Genomic DNA, 25,591 nt, shown 5'->3' on the forward strand with positions numbered 1-25,591 from the left:
GAACCTATGCGTAACTTTTTGATAAAAACAGGCTGTTTACTTTCGGTAATCCTGGGCACGGGCTCTTATGTGCAGGCCCAGCAGGAACCGATTTATTCACAGTACATGTTTAACGGTATGGTGATCAATCCTGCCTACCCGTCAATGGATGAGTCCTCCAGCCTTACGGCTGTGGGGCGTAACCAGTGGGTAGGCGTGGACGGTGCTCCCAGAACTTTATCGGCCTCGTTTTATACGCCGATAAAAGCCACCAATACGAGTCTGGGCGTATCGCTGATCAATGAAAAGATCACAGTCAATTCACAAACCCAGCTGAATTTCAACATATCTCAACGTGTAAAGCTGAACGAAAAAGTGTATATAGCACTCGGTTTGAAAGGCGGGATGGCGCAGTACAAAGAAGATAACAGCGCCCTTTCCACTACCGACCCGGTATTTGCACAGAATCAGAGCTACTGGAAATCGGATGTTGGATTTGGTATAATGTTATTTACGGATAAATTTTTTGTTGGCTTATCTTCGCCTACCTTTCAGAGCTTTGACCTGGGAGGGAAATTGTACAAGGTGACGGCCAAATCTCACTATTATCTGCAAACAGGTTATCTGTTTACCCTTACCGATGATGTGAAATTCAAGCCAAACCTCTTACTCCGAGCCGTTACCGGTGCGGGCGTAGAATATGACATAAATGCCAACGTATTGCTTAAGAACCTCGTCTGGCTGGGTGCTTCCTGGCGTTCGGAAAAAACGATCACCGGGCTGGTACAAATCCAGGCGACCAAAAATCTGCAGATAGGCTATTCCTATGATACACCGTTGCAATCCAATCTTAGAGGTGCGCAAACCGTATCGCACGAGTTAATGATCAACTACCGCTTCGCCTGGAACAAATGGAAAGTGGTGGCGCCTCGTTATTTCTAATTGTATAATTGATGATTCTATGCCAATGAAGCCCTTAACATCCCTTATACTCCTGCATGGTGCTGCCCTGCTCATGGCATCATGTTCCGTGGTGAACAACCAGTCTGCCGGCTCTTTCGGCGATATGGCAAAAGTAAACCGCGCGGAAAGACTGCTGAAACGCCAGGACTATGAACATGCCATCTCCCTGTGTAATACAGTAATTAATAAAGGTAGCAGTGAAGCAGTCATGAGAAAAGCCAAGCTCCAGCTGGCACGGGTATACTATGAAACCCGGCAGTTTGAGAAAACCATTGCCCTCTACGATGAGCTGCTGTACAAGCCTGGCAAGGATGTGGAAGTATCTGACGTAACCACCTATACCGACCTCCTGAAAAGAACAGGTCGCATAGCAAAGGCGAAAGAAGCGGCCACATTATATGCCTCCACCTATACGGATAATACCCGGTTCACCAACATACAGCGCTCGCTGGAAAATTATTACAGCTTCTTTAACCGCAATCAGTCCGACAAAATGAAGGTGGACAGTTTGCAAACCAACCTGCCGGGCTATCAGTACGGGCTGGCATTATACAAGGATAACCTGGTTTTCCTGTCTAATGATATAAAGAAGAAAGATGCCCAGTCGCTGTACACCAACTCTAAACTATATATGATTTCTGAATCAGGAGTTGCCCCGTTCAGCAACAGCCTGAAAGGAATTTTGCAGATAGGACCGGCTTCGTTTTTTGAAGAAGGAAATAAAGTGATTTATACTTCCAACCGGTTTACAGATGTAAGAAACGAGAAGAATTCATTTATCAACTATAATAACGGCACCCAGCTGTTAGCGGCCAGCTTCCAGGCAGAACATAATTCCTGGAGCCGTCCGGTACCTGTGGAAATTGGCAAAATTGGCAGTGCTGTTTCAATTTTGCATCCTTCTGTTGCTCCTGATGGTAAACGTTTGTATTTTGCATCCGATATGCCGGGAGGCCTTGGTGGCACCGACATATACTATGCCGACTGGGATGCCAGCGAAAAGCGCTGGAAAGCTCCTGTGAACATGGGCCCTAAAGTCAATACCAACGGAAACGAACTGTATCCCTTCATCAGCGGTGAGAAACTGTTTTTCTCCTCCAATGGCCTGGAAGGATTCGGTGGCCTGGATATATTCGTGATCAATACCAATGAACGGGAACAAACGCCTGAACATTTACCTTTCCCGGTAAATACACAGTTCGACGACCTGAACCCGGTGCTCGATGACAAAAAATGGTTGCTCTACTTTACCTCCGATCGCTCGGGCGTACATGACAACGACCATATTTATGTGATGAGCCTGAACAATGATCCTCTGAAAGAAGTAGGTATCTCCAATCCGGATGCACCTAAAGAGGAGAACTTGTCCCTTACCGTAGTGAAAGCCGACGATCGCCGTCAGGAAACCATTATTGGCGATGCACGTTACGACAATCTCGTCATCAAAGACACCGCTCAGCAGGCAACTCCAGCACCAAAAGCGCCGGAAACAGTGGTGGTAACGGATACCCGCACTACTATCGACTATGGTAACTCTGCCGCCAACAGCGCAGGTCCGGAAGTTATTTCCTGGCAATACGAAGCCGGTAGTCCGCAGGCTGCTGCAGCCAAAACGGTGGCCGCTGCGCCTGTTGCCAAACCTGCTCCTGAAAAACCAGTGAACAGCAATCCGGAAATGGTAGCCTGGCAAAAAGCCGGTAACGCCAACGCCAGCACGAAAATCACGGTTGCTAACGGTAATGCCGGCACGAAAAAGCCGGAAACTTCAGGTTTACAGCAAATAAATGGAATTTCTGCCGCCAAAATGGACAGCATACTGCGTGCTGCCAATCTGCTGCTGACTATTCCAGGCATCATTTACTTCGACCTGAATTCCTATATCCCACTGGACCAGGAATGGAAAAAACTGGATTCCATCTTCGGGGTATGGAAACAGCATCCGCAGCGCCTGATCCTGATTAACGGTCATGCAGATGTTATCGGTGATGAAAAGTATAACCTGGCACTTTCTAAAAACAGGGCCGTATATATCCAGGAATGCCTGAAAAGCAGGGGAGTAGATGCGGATAAAATCCGGATTAACTATTACGGCTCTACGAAGCCGGTATGGGTAGCAGGCCAGTTCAATATCGACAACGACCGGGATATCTATATCCAGTTGCAGGGAGTGAACCGCCGCTGTGAAGTGAAAATATTGTAAGTATCAATTTAGCGTATATCAAAATTACAGAAATGAACAAGATTGCTTCCTTAATGCTTTTTCTGGCGGTAGGCTCACAGGCCATTGCCCAGGAAATGCCAGTAGTGTTCAACAAGAGTTTTAGTGCAGTGAAAAACCAGTATAAGAAACTGGCCATCGCTGACAATAACTCGATTGTTGCTATCGGAGGAGGGTCTGATAACGGTTGTATTACCAAGTTATCTCCTACCGGAAACCTTATTTATAATGCCAAACTGAATAAAGGCGGTCTGGTAGCATACCTGGATATGCTGTTGCTGCCTAAAAATGAACTGGTGGCAGTGGGTGGCGGTACCATCGCATATGGTAACGCGCGTATCACCAAACTGAACTCCGCCGGTGAGGTGATTTTCGATAAAAGCATCGGAAATGGCCAGGGTGGCTATTTTACAAAAGTAATCACCGATCGTCACGGCAACTACATCACTGTAGGGGTGGACGGGAGCAAACCTGCACAGGCACGTATCACCAAAATGGGCGCTGATGGCAAAATCATTTTCGACAAAGGTTTTGGCGCACATAACGTTTTTAATAATGTGCTGATCGATGAAGATGAAAACATCATTGCCGTGGGTGGCGACGTTGGCGATGGCCAGGGTAAAGCTTTCCTCGTAAAAGTTGACGGTAAAGGTGAAAAACAATACGAACTGAACTTTGGTAAGCCAGGTGCCATTTTTGAAGAAATGCTGCTCCTGGACGATGGCTCCGTACTGGCCATGGGCGGTGGTGCCTATGGTACCGGCAACGCAAGCCGCATTGCTAAAGTGAATGCAGAAGGTCAGGTGGTATTCGATAAAGAATACAGCACGGTAGACGGTAAGTTCAACGCCATCCGTGTAAACGACCTCGGTCAGATCTTCGCCTGCGCAGAAGAAAGAGAAAGAGGCCGCATCGTGAAGCTGCGTCCTGACGGTACAGAGCTGTTCAACAAGGAAATAGATGCAGCCCTGTATGCCCTGGAAGTAGGTAAAAATGGTAAAGTGGTGGCTACTGGTGGTAATACCAGCACCAACACCGGTAAGATTGTGAAACTGCTGCCGGATGGTATGGAAGTGGTAAACAAAAATGCCGGCTCCGTATTCCAGCACTTACTCCTCACCGAAGATGATGAAATCTGTGTGGTGGCTAAAGATGGCTACCGCCTCACTAAATTCAGTCCTGATGGCGAACAGATGTTCGACAAACAGCTGGGTAAATACGATGCCAAAACTTCGCTTGCAGCCCTGCTGATGAGCCCTAGTGGTGAAATTATTGCTGCCGGCGGTGGCGATGAAGATGGTAACCGTATCATCAAAATCAGCCATGGTGTTTCTATCAACGATATCGCGGTGTCTGAGCCACTGAACGGTTTGTCCAATGCTTCACTCACCATCACCCTGTCGGGCTTCCTGCGCAACAACGGTGTTCGTACACCCGTAAACGTGCATTACAAAACTATCCCGCATAAAGGTGGTGCCAGCACGGGCGACTTTGATGCCACCGAAGGAACGATTTCTTTCGTGCCATCTGAGTTTGCAGCAGGCGCTATCATCTCCAAAACAATCCAGATCCCTGTAAAAAGTGATAACCTGCTGGAGGGCAAAGAAGCTTTTCACGTAGAAATCATGGATGCGAGTGAACTATATCTCACCAAATCAAAAGGAGAAGTAACGATCCTGGACCAACCGGCTATTGTGAAATTTATTGGTGGCAATAATGGTGGAGAACCAGCTACGGATGTAGTATTTTCTGCCGGTTTGTTTAAGAGAGACGGAACGCCGCTGATCAATGCTACCAGCAAACCGGTACGCTTGACCTACAAATTCGGTAACGGCACTGCTTTACCCGGACAGGATTTTGTGAACAGCATCAAAGCACCGTTTGTAATCGATACTGCCATGAGTACTGCAAATCTGAACGTAAAAGTGAAAGATGATAACCGCTTCGAACTGGCCGAAACTGTGGTGCTGGTGCTGAGCGAAATCAAGGCGGAAAACGAAGCCATCGTAGGCTACAATGGTGATGTAACCAGCATTTCCGCTTCCCAATATATCCAGGATCAGGCAGCGCATATCACCCTGGTTCGACTCACCGATGCCAACGAATCTGCTACTGCTCCGGTGAGCATGTTCAAATGTATCCTGGTGAAAGCTTCCGATCAGTCCGTACAAACCAACTGTACAGGTAGCGATATCAACATCTTCTTTGGGGTAGATTCACTGTCTACCGCTATCTATGGTAAGGATTACGTGATCATGAACGGCGACATGGTGAAAATCACCGGCGACTGCGCCTTCAGTGAAACTGATATACAGGTAGCCTTGGTAAACGACCGTATCAAAGAAAATGATGCGCTGGTAGCGGTGAAACTGCGTGATGCAACGGCTGCCGCAAACGCAGGTGTGCTCAGCATTGCTCCTGATCTGAAACTGAATAAGGCTGTAGCAGTTATCCACGATGATGATAACGATGAGAAGGGTGCCGTAATTACAGCTAAATAAGCCCGGCTTGATTAATTAACCGATATACGCACTCAAGCACCTACTGTCCCGCATAGCTTGCTATGCGGGATTTTTATTTTACCTGTCAGCCGTTCGGGGACGATGAGTCCACGAACGGCATTTTATCGACCTCTGAAGGAGGTCGATAAAATGAAAAATAGTCACTTACGTATTAGTAAAAAGAAATTATAAAAATATCTACCTCTAAAAAATCCAAAGGGATGATGCTTCGCGTATATGAATGAAAGCGATCTGGTAAATACTATATCCTTAGAATAAATCAAGTTCTTTTTTTCAGCTGTAAAAGATTGTCATGTTTTTATTCATCTCAATAACAACGATGGTGGATAAGGGCAGAGTGCTAACCCCCACAAGATATTTTAATGACCTGGAAAAGGGTCAGCGTCTGTTGGTGGTTACCTCATTATTATCAATTCAGCGATAGGAAAATGAACCCTTCATTTTTTGAATTGCAAATTATTATATCAAGAGTAGAAAACTTAATAAAGAGTTGTGTCTTTTAATGGTTAACTTGGGAATAAGCCTGGTATATCCTTACCGGGCTTTTTTTATTTTAAGGCACGTTGCAGCACATAATCTTCCATCAGGTAGCCGTTACCGATGTCTGTATTTTTCTCTTTTATGATGGAAAATCCCACTTTTTCGTAGAAATGAAGTGCTTTATTGAAGCGGTTTACGTCCAGCTCCAGGATTTCAGCACCTTTTTCTTTCACCATATCAGCGATGGCATTGATCATAAATTTGCCGGCGCCTTTTCCCTGGCAGGCTGGGTCGAGGTAAATTTTATGCAGTTTATATACGGTGGGTTCGTCCGTAGTGCTGTAGGAAGCGTAAGCCACCGGCTGATCATCGTCTGTCATGATCAGGAACTGGTGTTGCTTTTCGGTCATCTGTTGGGTGAGGGCCTCATCGCTGTACATCATCTTCATCATGAAGGTGAGCTGTTCAGGACTCAGGATGGACTGATAGGTTTGCGGCCATACTTTATCGGCCAGTGACTGTATCAGTGCTATATCGTTGGTGTTGGCCAGGCGTACTTGAAGCATGTTATTTTTTACTGTTTATTTCTGCGAGAATATTATCGATGGTTTGTTGTAGTCGTTCAAGCGGGGTAAAGCCTCTGGCGCAGAGATAGAGTTGTTCATCTGCATCCAGGATGGCGGCCGGAAATCCGGTGATCCCCCAGTTTTGTACTACCTGGAATTCCTGTTGTGTTTCGTAGCGCATTTTCTCGTCATTCATTTTTTGCAGGAATTCCTCTGCAGGGAGGCTATACTTTTCAACCAGGCGGCGGTAAGTTTCGTCGTCATTTAAACTTTCGCCGTTATAGTTGAGTGCTACCTGTATATCATGTACAAAATCCAGTGCTTTTTCAGGGAGATATTGTTTAAACACCGTCAGTGCTACCGCGGGTTTTTCCGAGTCCATCTTTTCATCGGAAGCCAGCAGTTTATGCAGGAAGGCTTCACCGAATTGTACGCCAGTCATTTCTTCCACGGATTTGTGCGCCTCCTGGATATAAGCCTGCATGGCGGACCATGGGCGGCGGTTGGCACCGAGGATCATACCGCCGGAAAGCACTTCTACTTCCATGTCGGGATGAGCTGCCTGCAATTGCTGTACTACGGGAGTAAAACCGTAACACCATCCGCAGAGGGCGTCGGTAACATATATTAGTTTCATGGGAACTGGTTATCGTTGAATCGTCAAATTACTTAATTATAGGGAGATGGCATGACTGCTTAACTGTGGCCCCGGCTATCCTCCTCGCTGAAGTAGTGATTATCGTACAGCTTTTCGGAGAGCGACCGGTCCTTTTTTATGGCCCTGATAGCGTTTCTTACGGCAAATATCAGCGTAACCACAGCAGCGCCCAGCAGGAATATGTTGTTGCCGGTAAACAGGAAGAAGTCGTAGGTACCATGGAAAAAGATCGCGATCAGCAGGCCTTTTCTGAGCAGGTGGTTCTTCTTCTGTGGAACAAACTTGGCGAGGCCTACGTAATAGCCCATTAGCACCGCAAATGCGGCATGTGCCGGCACAGACAGGAACATGCGCGCTACGCCTGTTCCGAAGCCATATTGGCCCACATATGCGATGTTTTCGAGGGTCGCAAAACCCATTCCTACCATCACCGCATATACGATGCCATCAAAGGGTTCATTGAAAGCTTTTTTGGGATAGGCGTAGAGGTATAATACGAGGAACTTCGCGGTTTCTTCCGAGAAGCCTACGACGGCGTAGGCGAAAAAGGCGGTATTGAGCAGGCCGCCGCCGGTTTCGCGGAAGCCGAGCAGCAGTGCTCCCGCCTGAAAGGCAAGCGGCAGCACTATGCAAGCCATTCCCAGCAAGAAACTTTTTAAGAGCAGGCCCACGGGCTCACGGTCGTATTTATCAAGGGCATAGATAAGCAGGGAGATTGCCAATCCCGGTGCTACGGCCAGGGCCAATAATGTCATGAGATCAGATTTTTCTGTTTTTTCCTTTCGGAGAGGAAGGTGTTCAGCATTTCAACAGGGAAGCTGCTCAGATTGTTTGCTTTTACGATGCCCCCTTTCTGCGCAGCGAGCGTGCCGTAGTAGGTATCATGAAATCCTTCCACACTGTGTGCATCCGGATCAATGGAGATCAGCACATTTTTTTCAATCGCATAGTGCAGCCAGGTCCAGTCGATATCGAGCCGGCGTGGGTGCGCGTTTAACTCAATCACTACCTGGTTGGCGGCGCAGGCATCAATAATTTTTTTATGATCTACGGGGTATCCGTTGCGGCTCAGGAGGAGTCGGCCGGTCATATGCCCGAGGATGGTCGTATACGGATTTTCAATGGCTTTCAGGAGTCGCGCCATAGCTTTTTCCTCTGTCATCTTCAGCGTGGAGTGCACAGAAGCGATCACCAGGTCGAACGTGGCGAGGATATCATCCGGATAATCGAGACTACCATCATTGAGGATATCTGCTTCAATACTTTTGAAGATCCTGAAGGGGGCCATTTTAGCGTTGAGTTCATCTACCTGCGACTGCTGAGCGAGCACACGTTCCACATGCAGGCCGTTAGCGTAGAAGGCGGAGCGGGAGTGGTCGCTGATCACCAGGTATTCAAATCCTTGCTTTCTGGCGGCTACGGCCATTTCTTCGAGGGTGTTCACACCGTCACTCCACTGGCTGTGGGAGTGGATGATCCCTTTGATGTCTTCCGGCTGGATGAGGGTGGGCAGTTGCCGGTTGCGGGCCAGCTCAATTTCGTTTATGCCTTCCCGTAAGCAGGGGAGGATGTAGTCCATATCCGCTTTGCTGAAGATTTCTTCTTCGCTGGCAGCGCCTGCGATGGCGGTATGGCCGCCGCCGGCATTGAATTTATCAATAAAGGCGGTGGACCCGGTGGTAAGAAACAACTGGGAATAAAACGCTGCCTGCATGCAGGAGTGCGTGATCACTTTTACTTTTTCTTCGTTGGTCCATACCAGGTGGGTATCGTTGCTGGCTTCGAGGTGAAAGCCGGGGAGCAGCGACAATTGTTCCTGGATATTGCTGGTGGAAGCGGCAATGAGCACTTCAATTTCATCGATGATAACGGCATTTCTGCGGAAGGCGCCGGTGACACTTACCGGTGCTGGTGCAAACAGTGTCTGCAGTTGCTTTTCGAGGTCTTTCCCTATTTTTTCCACTTCTGCGTAGAGGAAGCGGTGTTTATTGGAGAGATAGAATTCTATATTCTGCTTTACGCTTTCCTGTGTTTTCTGGCCGAATCCTTTGAGCAGGAGGAGTCGGTTTTCGTTGCAGGCGTAGAGGAGTTCACCCATGGATTCCACTTCCAGCTCTTTCCAGATGGTGGCAATTTTTTTTGGTCCCAGTCCTTTGATTTTCATGATTTCGAGGATGCCGGGGGGCGTCACCTGGATATAATGTTCCAGGAGGGCGAACTGTTGTTTTTCCAGCATTTCGAGGATGGCTTTTCCGGTGGATTCACCGATGCCTTTGATCTTGAATATCTGATCCTGGGGGGTATCCTTGAGTTGTACGGGTAATTTTTCTATAGTAAATGCTGCGGAGGCAAATGATTTTGCTTTGAAACTGTTTTCGCCATGTATATCCATCAATTTGGATAGCAGGGCGAAGTTATCGGCTATTGCGTAATTGTCCATGGAATAAAATTACGGTTTCTTGTCGGCCTTCGGCAGATTTGGAGGGAGGTTTTTTTCACGGAGAGCGCATAGGGAGCGTAAGCAGTAAAGGCCTGCATTTTGTTTCCAATGGGTTTTTAGCGAAGGAAGTCTTCGGTATTATTTCTCCGTGGGATTACCTCCCACCGACTATGGGAGGTAATCCCACAGAGAAATAGTCCATAGTGTACTTAACCAGGTACAAAAGAAAAAGGTTCTGATGAAGAACATCAGAACCCTTATAACTACATTTTGTAAATCCGGTCTTAGTTAGCTGGATTTGCTGGAGCTGCAACTGGTGCAGGAGCAGCTGCCTTTTTCTTAGCAGCAGCTTTCTTTTTAGGAGCAGCTTTCTTAGCAGCAGCTTTTTTAGGAGCAGCTTTCTTAGCAGCGGCTTTTTTAGGAGCAGCTTTCTTAGCAGCAGCTTTCTTTTTAGGAGCAGCTTTCTTAGCAGCGGCTTTTTTAGGAGCAGCTTTCTTAGCAGCAGCTTTTTTAGGAGCAGCTTTCTTAGCAGCAGCTTTTTTAGGAGCAGCTTTCTTAGCAGCAGCTTTTTTAGGAGCGGCTTTCTTAGCAGCAGCTTTTTTAGGCGCAGCTTTCTTAGCAGCAGCTTTTTTAGGAGCAGCTTTCTTAGCAGCAGCTTTTTTAGGAGCGGCTTTCTTAGCAGCAGCTTTTTTAGGCGCAGCTTTTTTAGCCGCTTTTTTAATTGTTGCCATTGTTTTTTGAATTTGGGTTAGTAAAAAATAATTGGGTATAAAAAAACTTTATGGCAAACACTGATTAGGCTTCAGCCTGAGCAGTGGTGTCAAATGCTTTAACAGAAACGTAGGTTTTGTTTTCGCGACCTTTTCTGAATTCCACAACACCGTCTGCTACTGCGAAAATGGTAAAATCTTTACCAATGCCTACATTTGAACCTGGATGGTAAACAGTACCTCTCTGGCGAACGATGATGTTACCAGAAATGGCAGGTTGACCACCGAATATTTTAACGCCCAGCCTTTTGCTTTGGGAGTCACGGCCGTTCTTTACACTACCTTCACCTTTTTTATGTGCCATTGTATAATAACTTTAAAAAACTTTGTCTAAAAATAAGTTAAGCTTAACGTACAAATTAAGCTATTTCATTGATTCTGATCTTAGTAAAGTGGGTACGGTGACCAACTTTCTTTCTGAAGCCTTTTCTTCTCTTCATTTTGAAAGCGATGACCTTATCACCCTGAACAAATCCTAAGATTTCTGCTTTTACTACTGATTTTACATCAGTACCTACAGCCAGCGTACCAGCGTTATCTGTCAACAGTACATCAGAAAACTCCACTTTATCTCCGATATTTCCTTGTAACTGCTGTACAAAAATTTCCTGGTCTTTTTGTACTTTAAATTGCTGACCTGCGATTTTTACAACTGCAAACATAATTATCCAAAATATAATTTCCGCAAAAGTAACACTTGTTTATCGAATTGACAAAGTTTTCCTGCTTTTTTTAATTCGCATGCGTAAAATAATGTATTCAACCCGATAAAACTTAATCTTTTCAAAGATACGTACTTTCCTGAATTTTAGTTTTTTTTAACAATTTTTTACCATTCTTTAAAACATCTTTTTTACTGCAAAAAGCAACGCATTTTTATATACATTTGTCGTTTACACTATAATATAATAGATGTCCAATCTTTCAATCATAAAATAAAGTGGCATGAAGTTTAAATCACTGCTGGCCAAACCATTTGCTTCTATCGTCCATAGCAAGATAAAGAAGGAAATGTTCAGGGCGGTAGAAGACCAGGAGCATATCCTGGAGGAGCTGATCAAAACAGGACGGAAAACGGAATTCGGTGCGGAGCATAAAATGGAGGCTGTTAATAATTATGATGCCTTTAAACAGGCAGTCCCTATCCGCGACTACGAGCAGTATAAACCTTATATAGAAAGAATCAAGCAGGGTAAACAAAACGTTCTCTGGAAAGGACAGCCGATTTACCTCGCCAAAACCTCCGGTACTACCAGCGGGGTCAAATATATCCCCATCTCAAAGGATTCTATCTCCAACCATATCGATACAGCCCGCAATGCGCTGCTGAACTATATGGGCGAAACCGGAAACAGTAGCTTTGCTGACGGTAAAATGATCTTCCTCTCAGGCTCCCCGGAGCTGGAAAGAGTAGGAGGCATCCCTACCGGAAGGCTTTCCGGGATTGTAAATCACCACATTCCGCGCTACCTGCGTACCAATCAGCTCCCGTCTTATGAAACTAATTGCATTGAAGACTGGGAAACCAAGCTGGACAAAATAGTGGAAGAAACCATCAACCAGGATATGACCCTCATCAGCGGCATACCACCTTGGGTACAAATGTATTTCGACCGCCTCATGGAGCGTACCAACGGCAAACGCATCCGTGAAATCTTTAAAAACTTTGATGTAATGGTGTATGGCGGGGTTAACTTTGAGCCTTACCGTGCTAAACTCATGGCCTCCATCGGAGCGCCTATCCATACCATCGAAACGTTTCCTGCCTCCGAAGGCTTCTTTGCCTTCCAGGATTCGCAGGAACAGGAAGGGCTGCTGCTCAATACCAACTCCGGCATCTATTATGAGTTCATCCCGGCAGGAGAGATTTTTAATGAAAATCCTACCCGGTTGTCGCTCAAAGATGTGCAGGTTGGCGTAAATTACGCCCTCATTATTAACAATAATGCTGGTTTGTGGGGATATAACATTGGTGATACCATCAAGTTTATTTCCACCAATCCATATAAAATTCTGGTGACAGGCCGCATTAAACACTTCATTTCCGCGTTTGGAGAACATGTGATCGGGGAAGAGGTGGAGTTTAGTCTGATGAAGGCCGCGCAGGAAGAAAACCTGCATATCACCGAGTTCACAGTAGCGCCAATGGTCCAAACCAACGGGGAATTGCCGTATCATGAGTGGTTTGTAGAGTTTGAAAACATGCCGGCTAACCTCGAGGCATTTGCCAGAAAGGTAGATGAGAACATGCGTGCAAAAAATATCTACTACGATGACCTCTTGTCCGGAAATATCCTTCAACCGCTGAAAATCAGGGCTGTACGCCGCCAGGGCTTTATTGACTACATGAAATCAGTAGGTAAGCTGGGAGGACAAAACAAAGTTCCACGACTGAGTAACGACCGGAAACTGGCAGACGAACTGGCCCATTATTTACAATGATAGTATCCCATAAGGAATTTTTTTAACAGCTGCAGGAGCGTATCCTGCAGCTGTTCATTCATTTTTTGTAACCTGTAAAACGTAAACAACCGTAATGAACAAACGTAAAATTGCCATCTTCGGGTCCACAGGATCTATTGGCATTCAGGCACTGGATGTGATAGCGGCACATCCCGAAAGATTTTGTGTGGAGGTACTGACCGCACAAAATAATGCTGACCTGCTCATTGAACAGGCACTTAAATTTAAACCTAACGCTGTAGTCATCGGCAACGAAGAGAAATACAAGCAGGTAAAAGATGTATTATTCGACAAAGGCATAAAAGTATTTGCCGGCGCTAAATCAATGGTGGAAGTAGCCTCCTGGAGCTCCATCGATATGATGCTGGCAGCCATTATGGGATTTGCCGGTCTGGCACCTACCATGGCAGCCATTGAACAGGGCATCCCGGTGGCCCTGGCCAATAAGGAAACACTCGTATGTGCAGGGGATATCGTGATGGCAGCAGCAGCCCGCAAGAATGTACCTATCATCCCGGTAGATTCTGAGCACTCCGCCATTTTCCAATGCCTCCTCGGAGAACCCATGTCAAAACTGGAAAAAGTGATCCTCACCGCTTCCGGTGGGCCTTTCCTGGGTAAAAAACCGAACTTCCTCATCAATGTAAAAAAGGACCACGCGCTGCAGCACCCTAACTGGAGCATGGGCGCCAAAATCACCATCGACTCTGCCACCCTCATGAATAAAGGGCTGGAAATGATCGAGGCCAGGTGGTTGTTTGGTCTGAAACCGGAAGATATTGAAGTAGTCATCCATCCGCAATCGATCATCCACTCTATGGTGCAGTTTGTAGATGGCTCCCTCAAAGCGCAGATGGGCCTGCCGGATATGAAACTGCCGATCCAGTATGCCCTGGGGTTCCCGGATCGCCTGCAAAACGACTTCCCGCGGTTTAACTTCAGGAATTATCCGTCCCTCACATTTGAACAGCCGGATACCAAAACTTTCCGTAACCTTGCCATCGCCATGGAGGCCATGTACAAGGGCGGAAACGCTGCCTGCGTCATGAATGCGGCCAATGAAGAAGTAGTGAACGCCTTCCTGAAAAACAGGATCGGATTCCTCCAAATGACAGAAGTGATTGAAGAAACCATGGCGAAAATACCATTTGTAGAAAAGCCAACCCTGCACGATTATTACGAATGTGATCACGCTGCCAGGGAGCATGCGGCTTCTTTAATAAATTCTATTGTAATCTAACCGCATCCAAAAATTAACAACACATTTTGCCATTATATCTGGTAAATCGGATATCTTAACAGGCAGAATAAAAGCTGAAATTAATTAAATGACATTAGAGCTAATATTGGTGAAGGGCGGACAGCTTATACTGTCGCTCTCTATACTGGTGGTACTGCATGAGTTAGGCCACTTTATCCCTGCCAAGTTGTTCAAAACACGCGTAGAAAAATTCTACCTGTTCTTCGACCCCTGGTTTTCTCTCTTTAAAATCAAAAAAGGCGAAACCGAATATGGTATCGGCTGGCTTCCGCTGGGAGGTTATGTGAAGATATCCGGCATGATCGACGAAAGCATGGATAAGGAGCAGATGGCCAAACCACCGCAATCATGGGAGTTCCGGGCTAAACCGGCCTGGCAGCGACTAATCATCATGATTGGTGGGGTTACTGTTAATATCCTCCTCGCCTTCTTCATCTATGCCATGATCCTGTGGTCTAACGGTTACACCTATATGCCGGTGAAAGAACTGCCATATGGTATCCAGGTGGATTCACTGGGTAAGAGCATCGGATTGCAGGACGGCGATAAAATCGTTTCCATCGATAACAAGGAAGTAAAGGAATTTGAAAAAATTCCGGTATATATGATCCTCCATGGTAGCAAAACTATCCAGGTAGATAGAAATGGCCAGCCTGTAAACGTGACTGTTCCGGATGGATTTATTCGTCGCGTAATGGGCATCATGAAAGGCGGTGGCTCCTTCATTGCGCCATATATGCCTGATACAGTGCCTTATGTTGCGCGTCATATCCTCGAAGATGGTGCAGGTGCCAAAGCCGGCCTGAAGCCTGCGGACCGCATGCTGGCCGTAAACGGTGTGGCCACCCCTGACGTGAAGTCGTTTCTGGCTGAAATGAAAAATCAGAAAAGCAAAACGATTGATCTGCAGGTGCTGAGAGGCGCCGACACGGTAACACTGCATCCGGTGCTGGATACTACCGGCAAACTGAACGTACTGCCATATACCGCAGTGACCATTCCATATAATTTCTTCCAGTCCATTCCTGCTGGCGTAAAAATGGGTGTGGATAAGCTGAACTCCTACGTGCTGCAGCTGCGTTTACTCTTTGTTTCCAAAGAAGTGAAGGTAACGGAGTCCCTGGGTGGTTTTGGCAGCATCGCCAAGCTGTTTCCTGACCAGTGGAACTGGCTGGACTTCTGGCAGCTGACTGCTTTCCTGTCCATCATCCTGGCATTTATGAACATCCTGCCAATTCCTGCGCTGGATGGCGGCCACGTATTATTCCTGTTGTATGAAATTATCACCGGTCGTAAGCCGAGTGAGAAGTTCCTGGAATATGCGCAGATCGTGGGTATGGTAATCCTGCTGGGATTACTGCTGTTCGCCAACGGACTGGATATCTGGAGAGGAATATTCGGAAAATAAGTTTTTATAGAGATATTATTGTCACAAGGCCGGCACCCCGAGGTGCCGGCCTTGTTGTTGCCCGGCCTTACCGCACCAGCTATGCTACGGTAGACGGGAACCTGCCTGGTGATCCGCTACACCGTGGGCATCTCGACTTTACCAACCGACAACCCTGAAAACCAACTATTTATTTCCTTTTTTAGATTACTTTTAAAAAAAGTCGTATATTTGCGATCAATAAACCTGGGGCTGCCTGGTTTAGACAGCGTAGATCTTTGAGAGTGTAAGCATGCCGTGCGTTGGATAATTAGCACGATAATCTGAATATTCAAACTTTAATTGGCGAATCTAACTACGCCATGGCTGCCTAATCAGCGATTAGACACCCATTATAGCCGCCCGGAGTTGTCGCCTTATGCGACTCCCGCCGCTGAATCATCAAACCCATAGGGATAGGTGCTCATGGTTTCTGTGAGTGAGCATTGAAGCTAAACGGATAAGGACGAGGTTGGTTTGTTGTGCCCCTGCCGAGTTCCGACAAATCAATGCATAAATAAGCATGTAGAAAGCTTTTGAAGGATATGTTTGGACACGGGTTCGATTCCCGTCAGCTCCACACTTTGCAGGCTTGCTGTTTTAGCTCTATAAAACAGCAAGCCTTTCTCATTTAATCTCAACATATTATGCGAGAAAATGGAGAGCAAAAAAGGTGTTCGAAAAGAATTTCCTGAATAACTAAGGGAGTTATCGAACACCATACGTACAAATGATTTCTTGTCACCAAGTGTGGCGCCATGATACAGCTCCCATACATTCATCAGCTGAGGTAGTAATCTTTCAAAATCCGCCAATTGAGCAGACTTATCTGTTTGAAGGCTTGAAACTTTACTTTCCAGGCTTAATTTATTTGTACTGTACTTCATTGACCACCGGTTATATGTATCGTGGTTGATCTGGTTGGCAAGGAACTTCTCTTCAAGACTCGAAATCAATTCAGCCGTTTTCTTTAATTCTCTTTTCGCATCTCTCAACTCAGTTTCCTGGTTTTCCATTCCTATTTTCAATTGCCTGCGGGCAGACGAGACCAAGTAGTCAATATATGGCTCAGGCACCGAGAACAGTTTCAGCATTTCATCGAACTGGCCGTGTATTTTGGTTGCAGAGAAGTTTGAGCCCTTGTGAGCGGCGCATTTATAGTACGGGTAGTATTTATTCTTTCCCTTGGAAAATGCCCCTGAGAACTGTTTGCCGCAATCGCACAGGAGAATACCTCTCAGTGGGAAGTCTTCGTTTTCTACTACTTTCCCCCTTTTTTCGGATAGCTGCTGTTGGACATGGTGCCATATAGAGGTTTCAATTATTGGTTCAAATACCCCCTTTATGACTTTTTCAGGCTCATTTTTATATGCTGGCTGCACCAGGTAACCCGCATAAGTAGGACAGGTTAATATACGCTTAATGGCACTGTTGCCACTTCTCTTTACCCCTAGCTTTTTAGCCATGGTGTTAAGTTCCGTAATGGATGCCCCCATGTAGCAGGCGTTATATAGTTGGCGAACTATTTCAGCCTGTTCCTGAATAGGCGTGATATTCGGCTTACCATTAATATCCTTTACATTCTTATAGCCAAATGGCGCAAGAGTGATAAACCTTCCCGATTTAATGGCCTGGTGCTGGCCGAACTTGATGCGCTCCTTAATTACGTATAATTCAAATTCAGCCGTAACGAGCATGTCTGCCCGCTGCTTGAAGAAGAATGGCGAATCTGCATCAACAAACATTTGCTCAAAAACACTCAGCACGATTATGCCATACTTCTTCTCCAGCAACTCAATCATACGCAGACCCTCTGCTGCGTTACGCGAAAAACGGTCATACTTGCATACAACAAGGTAGTCAATAGACTTATGGTGTTTTTTCACAAAATCTTCCAATTTAACCCAGTCTGGCCGGTCAAATGACTTAGCGCTTCTGCCCTCATCACAGAAGGTAGACGACAGCTGGATATCCTTTCGCGCGCAATACTCCTGTATGTGGGCCAGCTGCCCATCTATGCTGAAATTGGATTGATCCTTGGTGGAAATTCTAACATATGCAATGCCGTTCTTCATCTTTTGAGGATTTTTTTTACAAACATTAAGGCCAGCAAATCTAATAATTGCTTTTCTTTTTCAGTCAAATTGCTATTTTCTTTCATGCTCAACTGATTTAAAACTTGGGTTAACAAACTGTTGATCAATACGTGTGTATACTGTATGTCGAGAACCTGAACCGCTCATCCTCCCATGAATACAGCACCGATATCCGCTTCACAGGTGCCTTCCGGAATTTCCCGGCGACAGTTGTGCCCCGGTAAAGCCAAAACCGGAACCTGGTCAAGCTGCCGTCACTTCCCATACCAGATGGCACTACGAAATACGTATCGTGCGTTTTTGCCTCAGACTTGATCTTTCCCAGCTTCACGAAATCCATGTTGTAGTTGCTGAATAGTTTCGGATCGCACCGGCTGCCAATACATCGCCAGGTATCCCGCGGACCGATTAAGGAGTCGAGCAATGCTGTTGCTCGTTCACCGGCGTCCTTATGCGTATCGGCAAAATTCAGGTCCTGGGCGCTGGTCAGTGTACTGATGGCCAGCGTGAGGAGTAGGAGTAGTTTTTTCATTGTTCTGTACCGGTTACCGGAGCCGGCGCGGGTGATATTTTTTCGAAATAGAATTTTCCATCAAATGGGGCTAACGTCGCCATTCCAAAATTTACTGCCACCTGGTGAATGTAAATTTTCGAAATTCTATGGTGAAGGCCTCGCATGGTAAACCTGAATCCTTCCAGGGTAGTTGCTCGTTTGTAGTGATTACACTTCCTACAGGACGGATTAAGATTCGCCTCTGCGTCATTACCGCCTATACATTTCGGTCGGATGTGGTCTACCTGCATGTCTGCTATGACCATCTCTCTGCCACAATAGGCGCAATGGCCATCGTATTTTTCAAATATTGCCTGACGGTTGATTTTGCCCATTGTCTGCCTGGTAACCTATCCAGGGAGGTTTAAAATTATCCCTGCCACTCTGTGGTAGGGAATTTTGATGATTTTTTAAGAAGATGGTGAACTTTCTTCAGTCCTTTAATCGACAGATTGAACATTTTCACAACCCCTATATAGCCGCCATACTCATGATATTGATCTTTGGTCAACCATAGGTTGGGCAGGTAGTGAAATTCAAATATTACAACCGGTATAATGTCGCCACCGGTATTTACCAGTACCCTATCCGGCAGGGGTTTACAATTTGTTTAGTTCTTCTTTTACCTCTTTCCAGTAATCACAAGTGGGCACTCTGTGTGCGTATTTACGACACTTGACGAGTTTAGATGGTTCTGCCTTGATAATCTCGTCTACGCACCATAATGCTAACATTACCGCATAAGAAGTATCATAATTACGCCATCTTGAAAGTAGCTCCTGCGCTTTCTCTTTAGGTGTCATGTTTATTTTTTACCGCGTAAGTAAATAATGATTCAATGAACAGATATACAAATAAGTATTGCTGATTGCATGGCTGGAAGCATTCTCCGCTCAACAGCATCACAATTTTCCCATTGGTCTGCAACACGCAGCTTATTTTCTGTGTCTCCTTTGAACCGTGTTTTCCCCAAAAGTTGATGTCAAATGCGGTGTATCCATCTAGTGTCCAATCTTGTCGATCGCTGCTCTCTTTGACATCATAAAAAATGCTTCCATAACATCCAAAACATCTATCAAGGAAAGAATGAATTTTTTTCTCGTGATTATTCACTATTTCCGCCCTCCTGTGCGGGTGGTTCGGGTGCCGGCATCCAGAAGGAGGCCTCCCAGCCAATACCAGGAACACCGAAGCTGTTCGGGAAATCGGCAGACCCTGTGTATCTTCCTCCGAACACCTGGCCGTGATAGTCCGAGCGTAGTACATCTACCACGAATAATACCCGTTGTCCAGGTTCAGGCAGTTGCTCGCTGACTGGTATCCAGTTTGGATTTGCCTGTGCCCACTCTACACCTTCAATGAATGCCCTCTCAACGGTTGAGCCTATACGATAACCTGCGGCGAGTTCGGCGGCAGCTTGTTTAATTTTCTCTGCGTAAGTCATTTTTATTTTTTAACTGAACCAGCGGTTCAGTTAAATTGTGAGAAATTATCATCCATGAAAATCAAATCCATTGAACACGGGAGGAAGCATGTAACCATACATTTAGAAAACAACGACCGCATTCAAATAATTTTATCGGAAAATAGTGTGGAGGTTAGGCATAGCCACCTCAAACTAACCCCAATAGAGACAATGGGAGAGAATGTGGTCGAAATTGAGATTAAACAGAGGACGCAGACGTCGCCTTTTCAATCGCCGATTTCGCAGCATCCCACAGCGCCTGCTGTCCGTTACACATTAGATTTTCAGCATCTCCATAGTATTCATGAAGGGCTTGCAATGCCTCCAATAGTTCAGGTGCCGCTGCGATCAACTGAGCGTTTCCCATTTGTTCCTTACGACCAGCGCAGTATGCTATGATCTCATCTTCCGCACTTACGATGTTTGGGCGATATTTTCCGAAACTCCATGGACCAAGTGTGTATTTAATATTCATGATCGTCATGTTTAGTTTATTGACAATTATTTTCTTCGTGTGTCATTGGTTCACGGTATCGCTTCCGGCTGCGTCTTGGTGAACAACAAATAATGCCATCGGCGGGAGACCTGCGGAGAGGGTCTTTACGTAGATTGGCTCTCCCCGGTTGATTGCCTCAATATCCTCCTTGCTCGGTTGCCAAGCTGTAAGGAAGTATCGGAAATTATCCTGGTCTACACTCTCGAATACCGCGGGAGGAATGACCATATTTTTCTCCGCTATTTCTTGGAGTGTTCCGGATCCGTATTTAGCCCAGATGCTCATGCACTGTTCGTCGGTCATGTCTGCAGGCTTCTTGATTTCAATGGCTCCTTCAAAGTATGTTGGTAGCATGTGATTTATGCCAGGTACCGCCTGGCTTGGTTAAGTTTTTATTCAGCCCATCCCGAAATTGTGTAGGCAATTGCGTCGGTCATGGTTCGGGGGCTTAAAACATCGTATCCATCAGCGACCAGCATTTCTGGTTAATGATGATTGTCTCTCCTCTAACCGGATTAATGCATCTTTGTAAGCTAGTTTTGCTTCATTGATATTCATCTTATTGAGTTGCCTGATCCAAGGCCGGTTTTATGCTATATCCAGAGCTGGTTTAATAAATTTTGCTGATAAAGTTCTAAATGCTAATTCCGCTGTCTGCTCCACTACTCCATTACCAAGTGCACGAAGAAAATCTTCTCGATAGTTGTACCCATTAATTGTGCTACCCAGGCCGGGTTTAGTTGTTCTCGGTTCTTCCCAGTCGTACTGATAGTGTCCTGGTGAGGCGGGAAATCGCTCAGTTCCCCGCGTAAAGCCATTGATGACAGGTTCCTGTCTGCTGATTGGCTCCCTTTCTTCAGTTTGTACTGTATCATTGACGCATAAGGAGTCGGGTATAACTTCGCGACTTCGTTCAGCGGGCGACTGTTTTTCCCATGTTGATTGCTCGCGCCATCCCTCCAATCTCTCGCTGCTGGAGTTGGACATACCTTCACCGCCACTGGAAGAGACATCCCGCAGCCGTTGCCTGTGTTCTTCCCGTGCCTCTCCTTCATTCGATTCTGACGGATTGAGAATTTCTCCAGATCCTCCTCCTGCATTCTGGCCGTAGGGATTGGCCAGCTCTTCACCTGATCTTCCAATCGTCCCTTTGGCTCTGTTTTTCTCGATCCATAACCTGAATTGTTGGCGACTCTCGGAGTCCCCCAAGACGGCGAGGATGAACAATCGTTTTCTCTGATGCGGTGCGCCAACTTCTTCCGCTGAGAATATTCCCTCTTCAACCTGGTAACCAAGGCTGAGTAAGTCTCTTCTGACTGATTCGTATCCGAGACTGAGGTGCCCGGCCACATTTTCGAAGAAGCAGAAAACAGGTCTAATTGCGTATATGCCCGCGTCGATATATGGCCACAGGTGTCGCGGATCGTCTTCACCTCTTCTCGATCCTGCATTGCTAAATGGCTGACATGGATACCCGCCAATGATGCCGAATATTTTGCCGTGAAACTCTGCTGCTGGGAATGTTTTAAGGTCCGTCCAGATAGGAGAGGGAGCCAGTAAACCAGATTCCATCGCCGCGACCAGGTTCCAGCAGATGAAGGCTTCGATTTCCACATAAGCTGCAATGACAAGACCCCCCCCAATTGCTCTCTCAATTCCTCTTTCGAGTCCACGAATGCCGGTGCATATTGAGAGTATAGTATGTGTGTTTTCGGTATTATCCACATGTGATGGTTTTAATTATTAGGAAATAATGCTTCGAACTTATCGCTACACTTGTCATCAAACTTCGCCCGAAACCTCACGAATATTTCACCTGATGGTCGCTCCTCCCGGTAGTCAATTACCGGAGGCCTGCGCAGGTGCTTTTCAGCCTCATTTTTGGCCTCCCACCAGCTGCCGCACACCTTGGTGGCCAGACGAGCCTGTCGTTTTATTGTTGCCATTGTTTTGTAATTCAAAGTTGGGTTACAAAGGGTAAGCATGCGTTTCCGTTTTAGTTGTTTAGAATGGTAAATCGTCGCCTTGAGGACCTCCTGCAGGTGGAGCCGGTGGTGCCGATGGGCTGACAGGTGGAGTACTTTGCGGAATTGTGCTTCGCTGCATGTTAATTGCCCAGCCAACAAGATTGCTCATACATTTTTCCTCTCCATCCTTGGTCCACTTATTCCCACGCAGATTTACTCGAATTTCGACACCGTCACCTGGCTGGTATCTGTCCAGTAAGACGCAATTACCCTGTTGAAATTCTATCGGGTAAGTCTGTGGGCGCTCCACATCTTCTTCACGCAGCCATAGTATGCGCTTTTCGAACATTCCCTTGATCTCAGGTGGGAAGATGGTGTCTATTACACCGGATAGTTTCAGTTTTGCTTGATCACTCATTGTTCTGTGTTTTTATTGTTTCGTTTAATTTTAAAACCTCTTTCATATGCCCATTGTGGATGCTCCTCAACGTATACATTGCACCGGTTGCAGGCGGCCATCCAGAATCGCTCGTCAACCAGGAGGGCAGGCGTATTCTTTCCCTTCAAATGGTGTATGCCTTCGGCCTTTCCTGTGCATTCCGGTGATTTGATGCCGCATCCCTTTCCTTTCCAGAATGGCCTGGATTTTTTGCTATACTCCTTGTTTTGTGCCTGGCGCTTATCGCTCACCTTCTTGATTGGCTTCTTCATTTTCGGTTCCTTCGGAGGTATTAGGCCAAGCATGCGCCGGCGCCGCTCCTCCAGGTATTTCGATATATGTTGCATTTTCTGGTATTCTTGGATTTATTGTGATGAAATGCTTCTGTACGCCCAGTCTAAAATGAACCGTCCAGGCCTTCACTATTCGTTTTGCATGGTCCGGGTTCTTATACCATTTGGTTCGACATTTACTTGGCAGATGAAGTGTTATATATCCTGGCATCCTAGTCGTCCATTATTGCGTTCTGCGCCTCAATCTTCACGGTGTGTCTTTTGCTGTAGTTTATCACAGCAGTCCACAGGTCCGGATCTTCCCGCCACTCATTACCTTCCTTAACCAGCAACTCATATTTCGCCCTCGCCGTTTTACTGTTTGAGTTCTGAAGTGCCTCCTTCATTTCCAGCGCGTAGGCCTGACGGCAATCTTCCAGTATCTGCCAGCGCTCTTTGGCGGACACAGTGATCATTCCATTTCGAAGCAGCCAGTCATAAATCGGAGTGGCGATAAAAGATTCGCGTATTGTGCCGTTTCGGGCTGATAATTTTAGCTTCTCCCATTCTTCGGACCAATCAACCGGGCCGGCTGGTAAAGCGTCTATTTCAGGATCTTTTATTCTTTTTTGCTCTTCCAAATTTGAAAGGTGCTGACGTAGGCCGAGGTATTCACAGATGGCATCATCGATTAAGGCCAGGTTCAGGAATTTTCCCCAGTCCTTGATTTTTGTGCCGTATGTGCGCAATGCGTACTCAAACTCATCGGAGTTTAAGGATTGATAACTGTCGACCATTTTTTTCTGCAACTGACCATCAAGGATAGTTACATACTCTTCACTATCAGGTATCACCCAGCCGGTTATTACACATATCTTCAGTGCTAGTCCTTTTGACATTGCAGATAGCTCGGCAGAAGTATATAAGCCAAAGCGCTTTGATTTATATTTCCGCTCTAAAATCCTCTGTTCCTCCGGCAGCAGGGAATTGAAGCTCGTCTTTAAGCCGGCTTGCAAGGATTCCGAAACCTCCATTCCTACCGTTGAAGGCTGCACTACTTGAAGGTTGTTTGCGACCTTCATTAACTCGTTGTTGTTCATGTTGCTCTTCATTTTCTTTGTAGTTAGTAATGAAGTTGTTCGCGTATGATGGCCAGTGTGTGATCTTATTGCCCTTGTCTGTCCAGCCGGTACCTTCCCACTTATTGAAAAATTTTTTTGCCATCACCTCGTTTCCACCTGATCCTCTGAAATGCCTTAGTACATCTTCAAATGGTGGCCCTGAAAAGGAGGGGGGCGGCGCGGAACTGGGGGGAGGATTTGAATTTTCTGTAATTAGATCCGGAGGCTTGTCAGGACTCGTCGAGGGCGCTTCCCTTCCCTTACTACTTCCCTTACTACTTACTATTTCCTGCAACGAGTATTCGTCGAGTGTGCGTCGAGTACTCGACGAGTGTTCAACGAATCCGCCATCCTCTGATATGACATACCCCTGTTCATAAAGTAGTATCATTAATTCCTTCTCGGGCACGTTCCTCGCCTTGGAGGGTCTATCTACCTTCTGGTGCTTCCTGAAATTCCGGATGTAGTAGAAGTTTTCTTCCTTATAAGAGAACAAGATCACTACCTCCAACTCAACCAAGCGGGCCAGCCAGACAGAAAAAGCCTCAACTCTGAGTGTCGCCTTGTATGGGAATATTTGATTCTTAAGCCATGTTGGGTTTGCCTTAACTACACCATAATCATCGCTGAAATTTAACAGGCCAATTACACACAGCATTACTGCCTCGGGTTCTTGTCCGAGCTTTTGATCATTCCAGAAGTCTGGTTTAATTGTCCTGATTCTTGGCATTATTCGTGATTAAATAAGTCCTGCTGCACACCGTCAGCTACTGCTTTCTTCCAGGAGGGCGCCAGTTGGTACAAATGTTCCGGGCTGCCCATTCCATGTGGAGAAATGATTGTCTTGTCAAGTTTAGCGAGCCTGCCATCCTTCATTAGAGTGGTTATGGCTCTGCGGATACTGGTAATCGGCGTTCGATCGTGGAGTTTGCCGGACTTCTTCAGCTCATACTCTACATCGGAAGCAGTGTATTCACCAGTAGGGTGTTTATTGAAGAATGACTGGATCAAGTTTTCCTGGCTAACAGCGTCTTCTGTGGCTATAGCCAGTGCAGACCCGGATAAGTTGTTAGTGTTGTAGTACGATTTCATGCGCGGTTAGATTTAATGAATGAGCGCATTGGGTGTATGCTTAGGCAACTACTGCACTGAACCGGCAGATGTTACTGGTAAATGGAAGGCGGTCAGGCACCCTGGAAGGAAAGCGGTCAATAATGCTTTCGACGCGGTAAGGCGTGGCAGTTTGCAGGTAGATAGTGTCGCCGGGCTGTAATTTATTGTGATCATCTTCCATGGCGTTTACTATCACTGAAGTTGAGATTTCTACCTCTACTGCTTCTTTGATCATCTTGCCGGCAACCTTATCGTATGCGTCCCGTTCTGCCTGCACCTTTACCGTTCCTGAGTCATCCGCTCTTTCCATTTTCAAAAAGTAA

General features: G+C 46.2%; 25 protein-coding genes, 1 other RNA gene and 1 pseudogene. 7 read left to right on the top strand and 20 right to left on the bottom strand.

Annotated features, from left to right (window positions below; genetic code table 11):
- The first annotated feature begins 6 nt into the window (after positions 1–6).
- From KW844_RS14405 to KW844_RS14415, 3 genes are read left to right on the top strand one after another with little or no spacing between them, the layout of a single operon-like run.
- Positions 7–921, top strand: coding sequence for a type IX secretion system membrane protein PorP/SprF (locus tag KW844_RS14405; protein WP_218377485.1), 915 nt, complete (start codon positions 7–9; stop codon positions 919–921).
- 25 nt (positions 922–946) lie between these two features.
- Positions 947–3,142 (top strand): OmpA family protein, encoded by a 2,196-nt coding sequence (locus KW844_RS14410; protein ID WP_218377486.1) that lies wholly within the window; start codon positions 947–949, stop codon positions 3,140–3,142.
- A gap of 32 nt (positions 3,143–3,174) precedes the next feature.
- A complete protein-coding gene (locus KW844_RS14415) occupies positions 3,175–5,661 on the top strand; it encodes a Calx-beta domain-containing protein (RefSeq protein ID WP_218377487.1) in 2,487 nt (828 codons plus the stop codon).
- A 569-nt stretch (positions 5,662–6,230) separates the two neighbouring features.
- Here KW844_RS14415 and KW844_RS14420 read toward each other — a convergent pair.
- The 7 genes from KW844_RS14420 to rplU all read right to left on the bottom strand — a co-directional run bounded on the left by KW844_RS14420 (position 6,231) and on the right by rplU (position 11,258).
- On the bottom strand, positions 6,231–6,728 hold the full coding sequence (locus KW844_RS14420; RefSeq protein ID WP_218377488.1) for a GNAT family N-acetyltransferase: 498 nt from the start codon (positions 6,726–6,728) through the stop codon (positions 6,231–6,233).
- Position 6,729: 1 nt separating this feature from the next.
- Positions 6,730–7,365 (bottom strand): DsbA family protein, encoded by a 636-nt coding sequence (locus KW844_RS14425; RefSeq protein ID WP_218377489.1) that lies wholly within the window; start codon positions 7,363–7,365, stop codon positions 6,730–6,732.
- Between the two features lie 59 nt (positions 7,366–7,424).
- Complete coding sequence (locus KW844_RS14430) at positions 7,425–8,141, bottom strand: PrsW family intramembrane metalloprotease (protein WP_218377490.1); 717 nt, start codon at positions 8,139–8,141, stop codon at positions 7,425–7,427.
- On the bottom strand, positions 8,138–9,826 hold the full coding sequence (locus KW844_RS14435; protein ID WP_218377491.1) for a helix-hairpin-helix domain-containing protein: 1,689 nt from the start codon (positions 9,824–9,826) through the stop codon (positions 8,138–8,140). The genes KW844_RS14430 and KW844_RS14435 overlap by 4 nt, the downstream gene beginning before the upstream one ends.
- A 284-nt stretch (positions 9,827–10,110) precedes the next feature.
- Positions 10,111–10,557 carry a histone H1-like repetitive region-containing protein gene (locus KW844_RS14440; protein WP_218377492.1) on the bottom strand — a complete coding sequence of 149 codons (447 nt, stop codon included), beginning with the start codon at positions 10,555–10,557 and terminating at the stop codon, positions 10,111–10,113.
- Between the two features lie 64 nt (positions 10,558–10,621).
- Positions 10,622–10,900 (bottom strand): 50S ribosomal protein L27, encoded by a 279-nt coding sequence (rpmA, locus tag KW844_RS14445; RefSeq protein WP_073076832.1) that lies wholly within the window; start codon positions 10,898–10,900, stop codon positions 10,622–10,624.
- 55 nt (positions 10,901–10,955) lie between these two features.
- Positions 10,956–11,258, bottom strand: a complete 303-nt coding sequence (gene rplU, locus KW844_RS14450) for a 50S ribosomal protein L21 (protein ID WP_073076831.1) — start codon at positions 11,256–11,258, stop codon at positions 10,956–10,958.
- Between the two features lie 283 nt (positions 11,259–11,541).
- Here rplU and KW844_RS14455 point away from each other — a divergent pair, with 283 nt between their 5' ends.
- The 4 genes from KW844_RS14455 (at position 11,542) to ssrA (ending at position 16,329) form a co-directional block, all read left to right on the top strand.
- Positions 11,542–13,038 (top strand): GH3 auxin-responsive promoter family protein, encoded by a 1,497-nt coding sequence (locus tag KW844_RS14455; protein WP_218377493.1) that lies wholly within the window; start codon positions 11,542–11,544, stop codon positions 13,036–13,038.
- Positions 13,039–13,132: 94 nt separating this feature from the next.
- On the top strand, positions 13,133–14,299 hold the full coding sequence (locus KW844_RS14460; protein ID WP_218377494.1) for a 1-deoxy-D-xylulose-5-phosphate reductoisomerase: 1,167 nt from the start codon (positions 13,133–13,135) through the stop codon (positions 14,297–14,299).
- Between the two features lie 88 nt (positions 14,300–14,387).
- Entirely contained in the window at positions 14,388–15,728 is a 1,341-nt protein-coding gene (gene rseP, locus KW844_RS14465; RefSeq protein WP_218377495.1) for an RIP metalloprotease RseP, read from the top strand.
- Between the two features lie 227 nt (positions 15,729–15,955).
- Positions 15,956–16,329, top strand: a transfer-messenger RNA (tmRNA) gene (ssrA, locus tag KW844_RS14470).
- Between the two features lie 703 nt (positions 16,330–17,032).
- On the opposite strand, the pseudogene KW844_RS29425 reads toward ssrA, so the two are convergent.
- The 13 genes and pseudogenes from KW844_RS29425 to KW844_RS14535 all read right to left on the bottom strand — a co-directional run.
- Positions 17,033–17,821: pseudogene (locus KW844_RS29425) on the bottom strand (recombinase family protein); the annotation flags it as partial.
- Positions 17,822–17,945: 124 nt separating this feature from the next.
- Positions 17,946–18,374 carry a hypothetical protein gene (locus KW844_RS14480; RefSeq protein ID WP_218377496.1) on the bottom strand — a complete coding sequence of 143 codons (429 nt, stop codon included), beginning with the start codon at positions 18,372–18,374 and terminating at the stop codon, positions 17,946–17,948.
- Positions 18,371–18,730, bottom strand: coding sequence for an HNH endonuclease (locus KW844_RS29430; RefSeq protein WP_218377497.1), 360 nt, complete (start codon positions 18,728–18,730; stop codon positions 18,371–18,373). The genes KW844_RS14480 and KW844_RS29430 overlap by 4 nt, the downstream gene beginning before the upstream one ends.
- A 770-nt stretch (positions 18,731–19,500) precedes the next feature.
- Positions 19,501–19,839, bottom strand: a complete 339-nt coding sequence (locus KW844_RS14490; protein ID WP_218377498.1) for a DUF551 domain-containing protein — start codon at positions 19,837–19,839, stop codon at positions 19,501–19,503.
- A 220-nt stretch (positions 19,840–20,059) separates the two neighbouring features.
- A complete protein-coding gene (locus tag KW844_RS14495; protein ID WP_218377499.1) occupies positions 20,060–20,335 on the bottom strand; it encodes a hypothetical protein in 276 nt (91 codons plus the stop codon).
- Positions 20,336–20,377: 42 nt separating this feature from the next.
- Positions 20,378–20,710, bottom strand: coding sequence for a hypothetical protein (locus KW844_RS14500; protein ID WP_218377500.1), 333 nt, complete (start codon positions 20,708–20,710; stop codon positions 20,378–20,380).
- A gap of 234 nt (positions 20,711–20,944) precedes the next feature.
- Complete coding sequence (locus KW844_RS14505; RefSeq protein WP_218377501.1) at positions 20,945–22,081, bottom strand: DNA cytosine methyltransferase; 1,137 nt, start codon at positions 22,079–22,081, stop codon at positions 20,945–20,947.
- Positions 22,082–22,092: 11 nt separating this feature from the next.
- Positions 22,093–22,302 carry a hypothetical protein gene (locus tag KW844_RS14510; protein WP_218377502.1) on the bottom strand — a complete coding sequence of 70 codons (210 nt, stop codon included), beginning with the start codon at positions 22,300–22,302 and terminating at the stop codon, positions 22,093–22,095.
- A 58-nt stretch (positions 22,303–22,360) separates the two neighbouring features.
- Complete coding sequence (locus KW844_RS14515; protein WP_218377503.1) at positions 22,361–22,741, bottom strand: DUF3127 domain-containing protein; 381 nt, start codon at positions 22,739–22,741, stop codon at positions 22,361–22,363.
- Positions 22,738–23,034, bottom strand: coding sequence for a hypothetical protein (locus KW844_RS14520; protein ID WP_218377504.1), 297 nt, complete (start codon positions 23,032–23,034; stop codon positions 22,738–22,740). The genes KW844_RS14515 and KW844_RS14520 overlap by 4 nt, the downstream gene beginning before the upstream one ends.
- Positions 23,035–23,976: 942 nt before the next feature.
- On the bottom strand, positions 23,977–24,885 hold the full coding sequence (locus tag KW844_RS14525) for a hypothetical protein (protein WP_218377505.1): 909 nt from the start codon (positions 24,883–24,885) through the stop codon (positions 23,977–23,979).
- Positions 24,885–25,247: a hypothetical protein gene (locus KW844_RS14530; RefSeq protein ID WP_218377506.1), complete on the bottom strand. Its 363-nt coding sequence runs from the start codon at positions 25,245–25,247 to the stop codon at positions 24,885–24,887. Before KW844_RS14530 ends, KW844_RS14525 begins: the two co-directional genes overlap by 1 nt.
- Positions 25,248–25,287: 40 nt before the next feature.
- Positions 25,288–25,578, bottom strand: a complete 291-nt coding sequence (locus tag KW844_RS14535) for a hypothetical protein (protein ID WP_218377507.1) — start codon at positions 25,576–25,578, stop codon at positions 25,288–25,290.
- Positions 25,579–25,591: the final 13 nt, after the last annotated feature.

The sequence above is a fragment of the Chitinophaga sp. sic0106 genome (genome assembly GCF_019219075.1).
In the GTDB taxonomy this organism is placed as follows: domain Bacteria; phylum Bacteroidota; class Bacteroidia; order Chitinophagales; family Chitinophagaceae; genus Chitinophaga.

Coding starts and splice junctions, on each gene's coding strand:
- KW844_RS14455 (WP_218377493.1), top strand. CDS start 11,542: ATGAAGTTTAAATCACTGCTGGCCAAACCATTTGCTTCTATCGTCCAT.
- KW844_RS14440 (WP_218377492.1), bottom strand. CDS start 10,557: ATGGCAACAATTAAAAAAGCGGCTAAAAAAGCTGCGCCTAAAAAAGCT.
- rplU (WP_073076831.1), bottom strand. CDS start 11,258: ATGTTTGCAGTTGTAAAAATCGCAGGTCAGCAATTTAAAGTACAAAAA.
- KW844_RS14535 (WP_218377507.1), bottom strand. CDS start 25,578: ATGGAAAGAGCGGATGACTCAGGAACGGTAAAGGTGCAGGCAGAACGG.
- KW844_RS14520 (WP_218377504.1), bottom strand. CDS start 23,034: ATGAAGAAGCCAATCAAGAAGGTGAGCGATAAGCGCCAGGCACAAAAC.
- KW844_RS14405 (WP_218377485.1), top strand. CDS start 7: ATGCGTAACTTTTTGATAAAAACAGGCTGTTTACTTTCGGTAATCCTG.
- KW844_RS14515 (WP_218377503.1), bottom strand. CDS start 22,741: ATGAGTGATCAAGCAAAACTGAAACTATCCGGTGTAATAGACACCATC.
- KW844_RS14495 (WP_218377499.1), bottom strand. CDS start 20,335: ATGAATATTAAATACACACTTGGTCCATGGAGTTTCGGAAAATATCGC.
- KW844_RS14420 (WP_218377488.1), bottom strand. CDS start 6,728: ATGCTTCAAGTACGCCTGGCCAACACCAACGATATAGCACTGATACAG.
- KW844_RS14480 (WP_218377496.1), bottom strand. CDS start 18,374: ATGAAAAAACTACTCCTACTCCTCACGCTGGCCATCAGTACACTGACC.
- KW844_RS14415 (WP_218377487.1), top strand. CDS start 3,175: ATGAACAAGATTGCTTCCTTAATGCTTTTTCTGGCGGTAGGCTCACAG.
- KW844_RS14460 (WP_218377494.1), top strand. CDS start 13,133: ATGAACAAACGTAAAATTGCCATCTTCGGGTCCACAGGATCTATTGGC.
- KW844_RS14510 (WP_218377502.1), bottom strand. CDS start 22,302: ATGGCAACAATAAAACGACAGGCTCGTCTGGCCACCAAGGTGTGCGGC.
- KW844_RS14430 (WP_218377490.1), bottom strand. CDS start 8,141: ATGACATTATTGGCCCTGGCCGTAGCACCGGGATTGGCAATCTCCCTG.
- KW844_RS14530 (WP_218377506.1), bottom strand. CDS start 25,247: ATGAAATCGTACTACAACACTAACAACTTATCCGGGTCTGCACTGGCT.
- rpmA (WP_073076832.1), bottom strand. CDS start 10,900: ATGGCACATAAAAAAGGTGAAGGTAGTGTAAAGAACGGCCGTGACTCC.
- rseP (WP_218377495.1), top strand. CDS start 14,388: ATGACATTAGAGCTAATATTGGTGAAGGGCGGACAGCTTATACTGTCG.
- KW844_RS29430 (WP_218377497.1), bottom strand. CDS start 18,730: ATGGGCAAAATCAACCGTCAGGCAATATTTGAAAAATACGATGGCCAT.
- KW844_RS14500 (WP_218377500.1), bottom strand. CDS start 20,710: ATGCTACCAACATACTTTGAAGGAGCCATTGAAATCAAGAAGCCTGCA.
- KW844_RS14425 (WP_218377489.1), bottom strand. CDS start 7,365: ATGAAACTAATATATGTTACCGACGCCCTCTGCGGATGGTGTTACGGT.
- KW844_RS14490 (WP_218377498.1), bottom strand. CDS start 19,839: ATGACTTACGCAGAGAAAATTAAACAAGCTGCCGCCGAACTCGCCGCA.
- KW844_RS14435 (WP_218377491.1), bottom strand. CDS start 9,826: ATGGACAATTACGCAATAGCCGATAACTTCGCCCTGCTATCCAAATTG.
- KW844_RS14410 (WP_218377486.1), top strand. CDS start 947: ATGAAGCCCTTAACATCCCTTATACTCCTGCATGGTGCTGCCCTGCTC.
- KW844_RS14525 (WP_218377505.1), bottom strand. CDS start 24,885: ATGCCAAGAATCAGGACAATTAAACCAGACTTCTGGAATGATCAAAAG.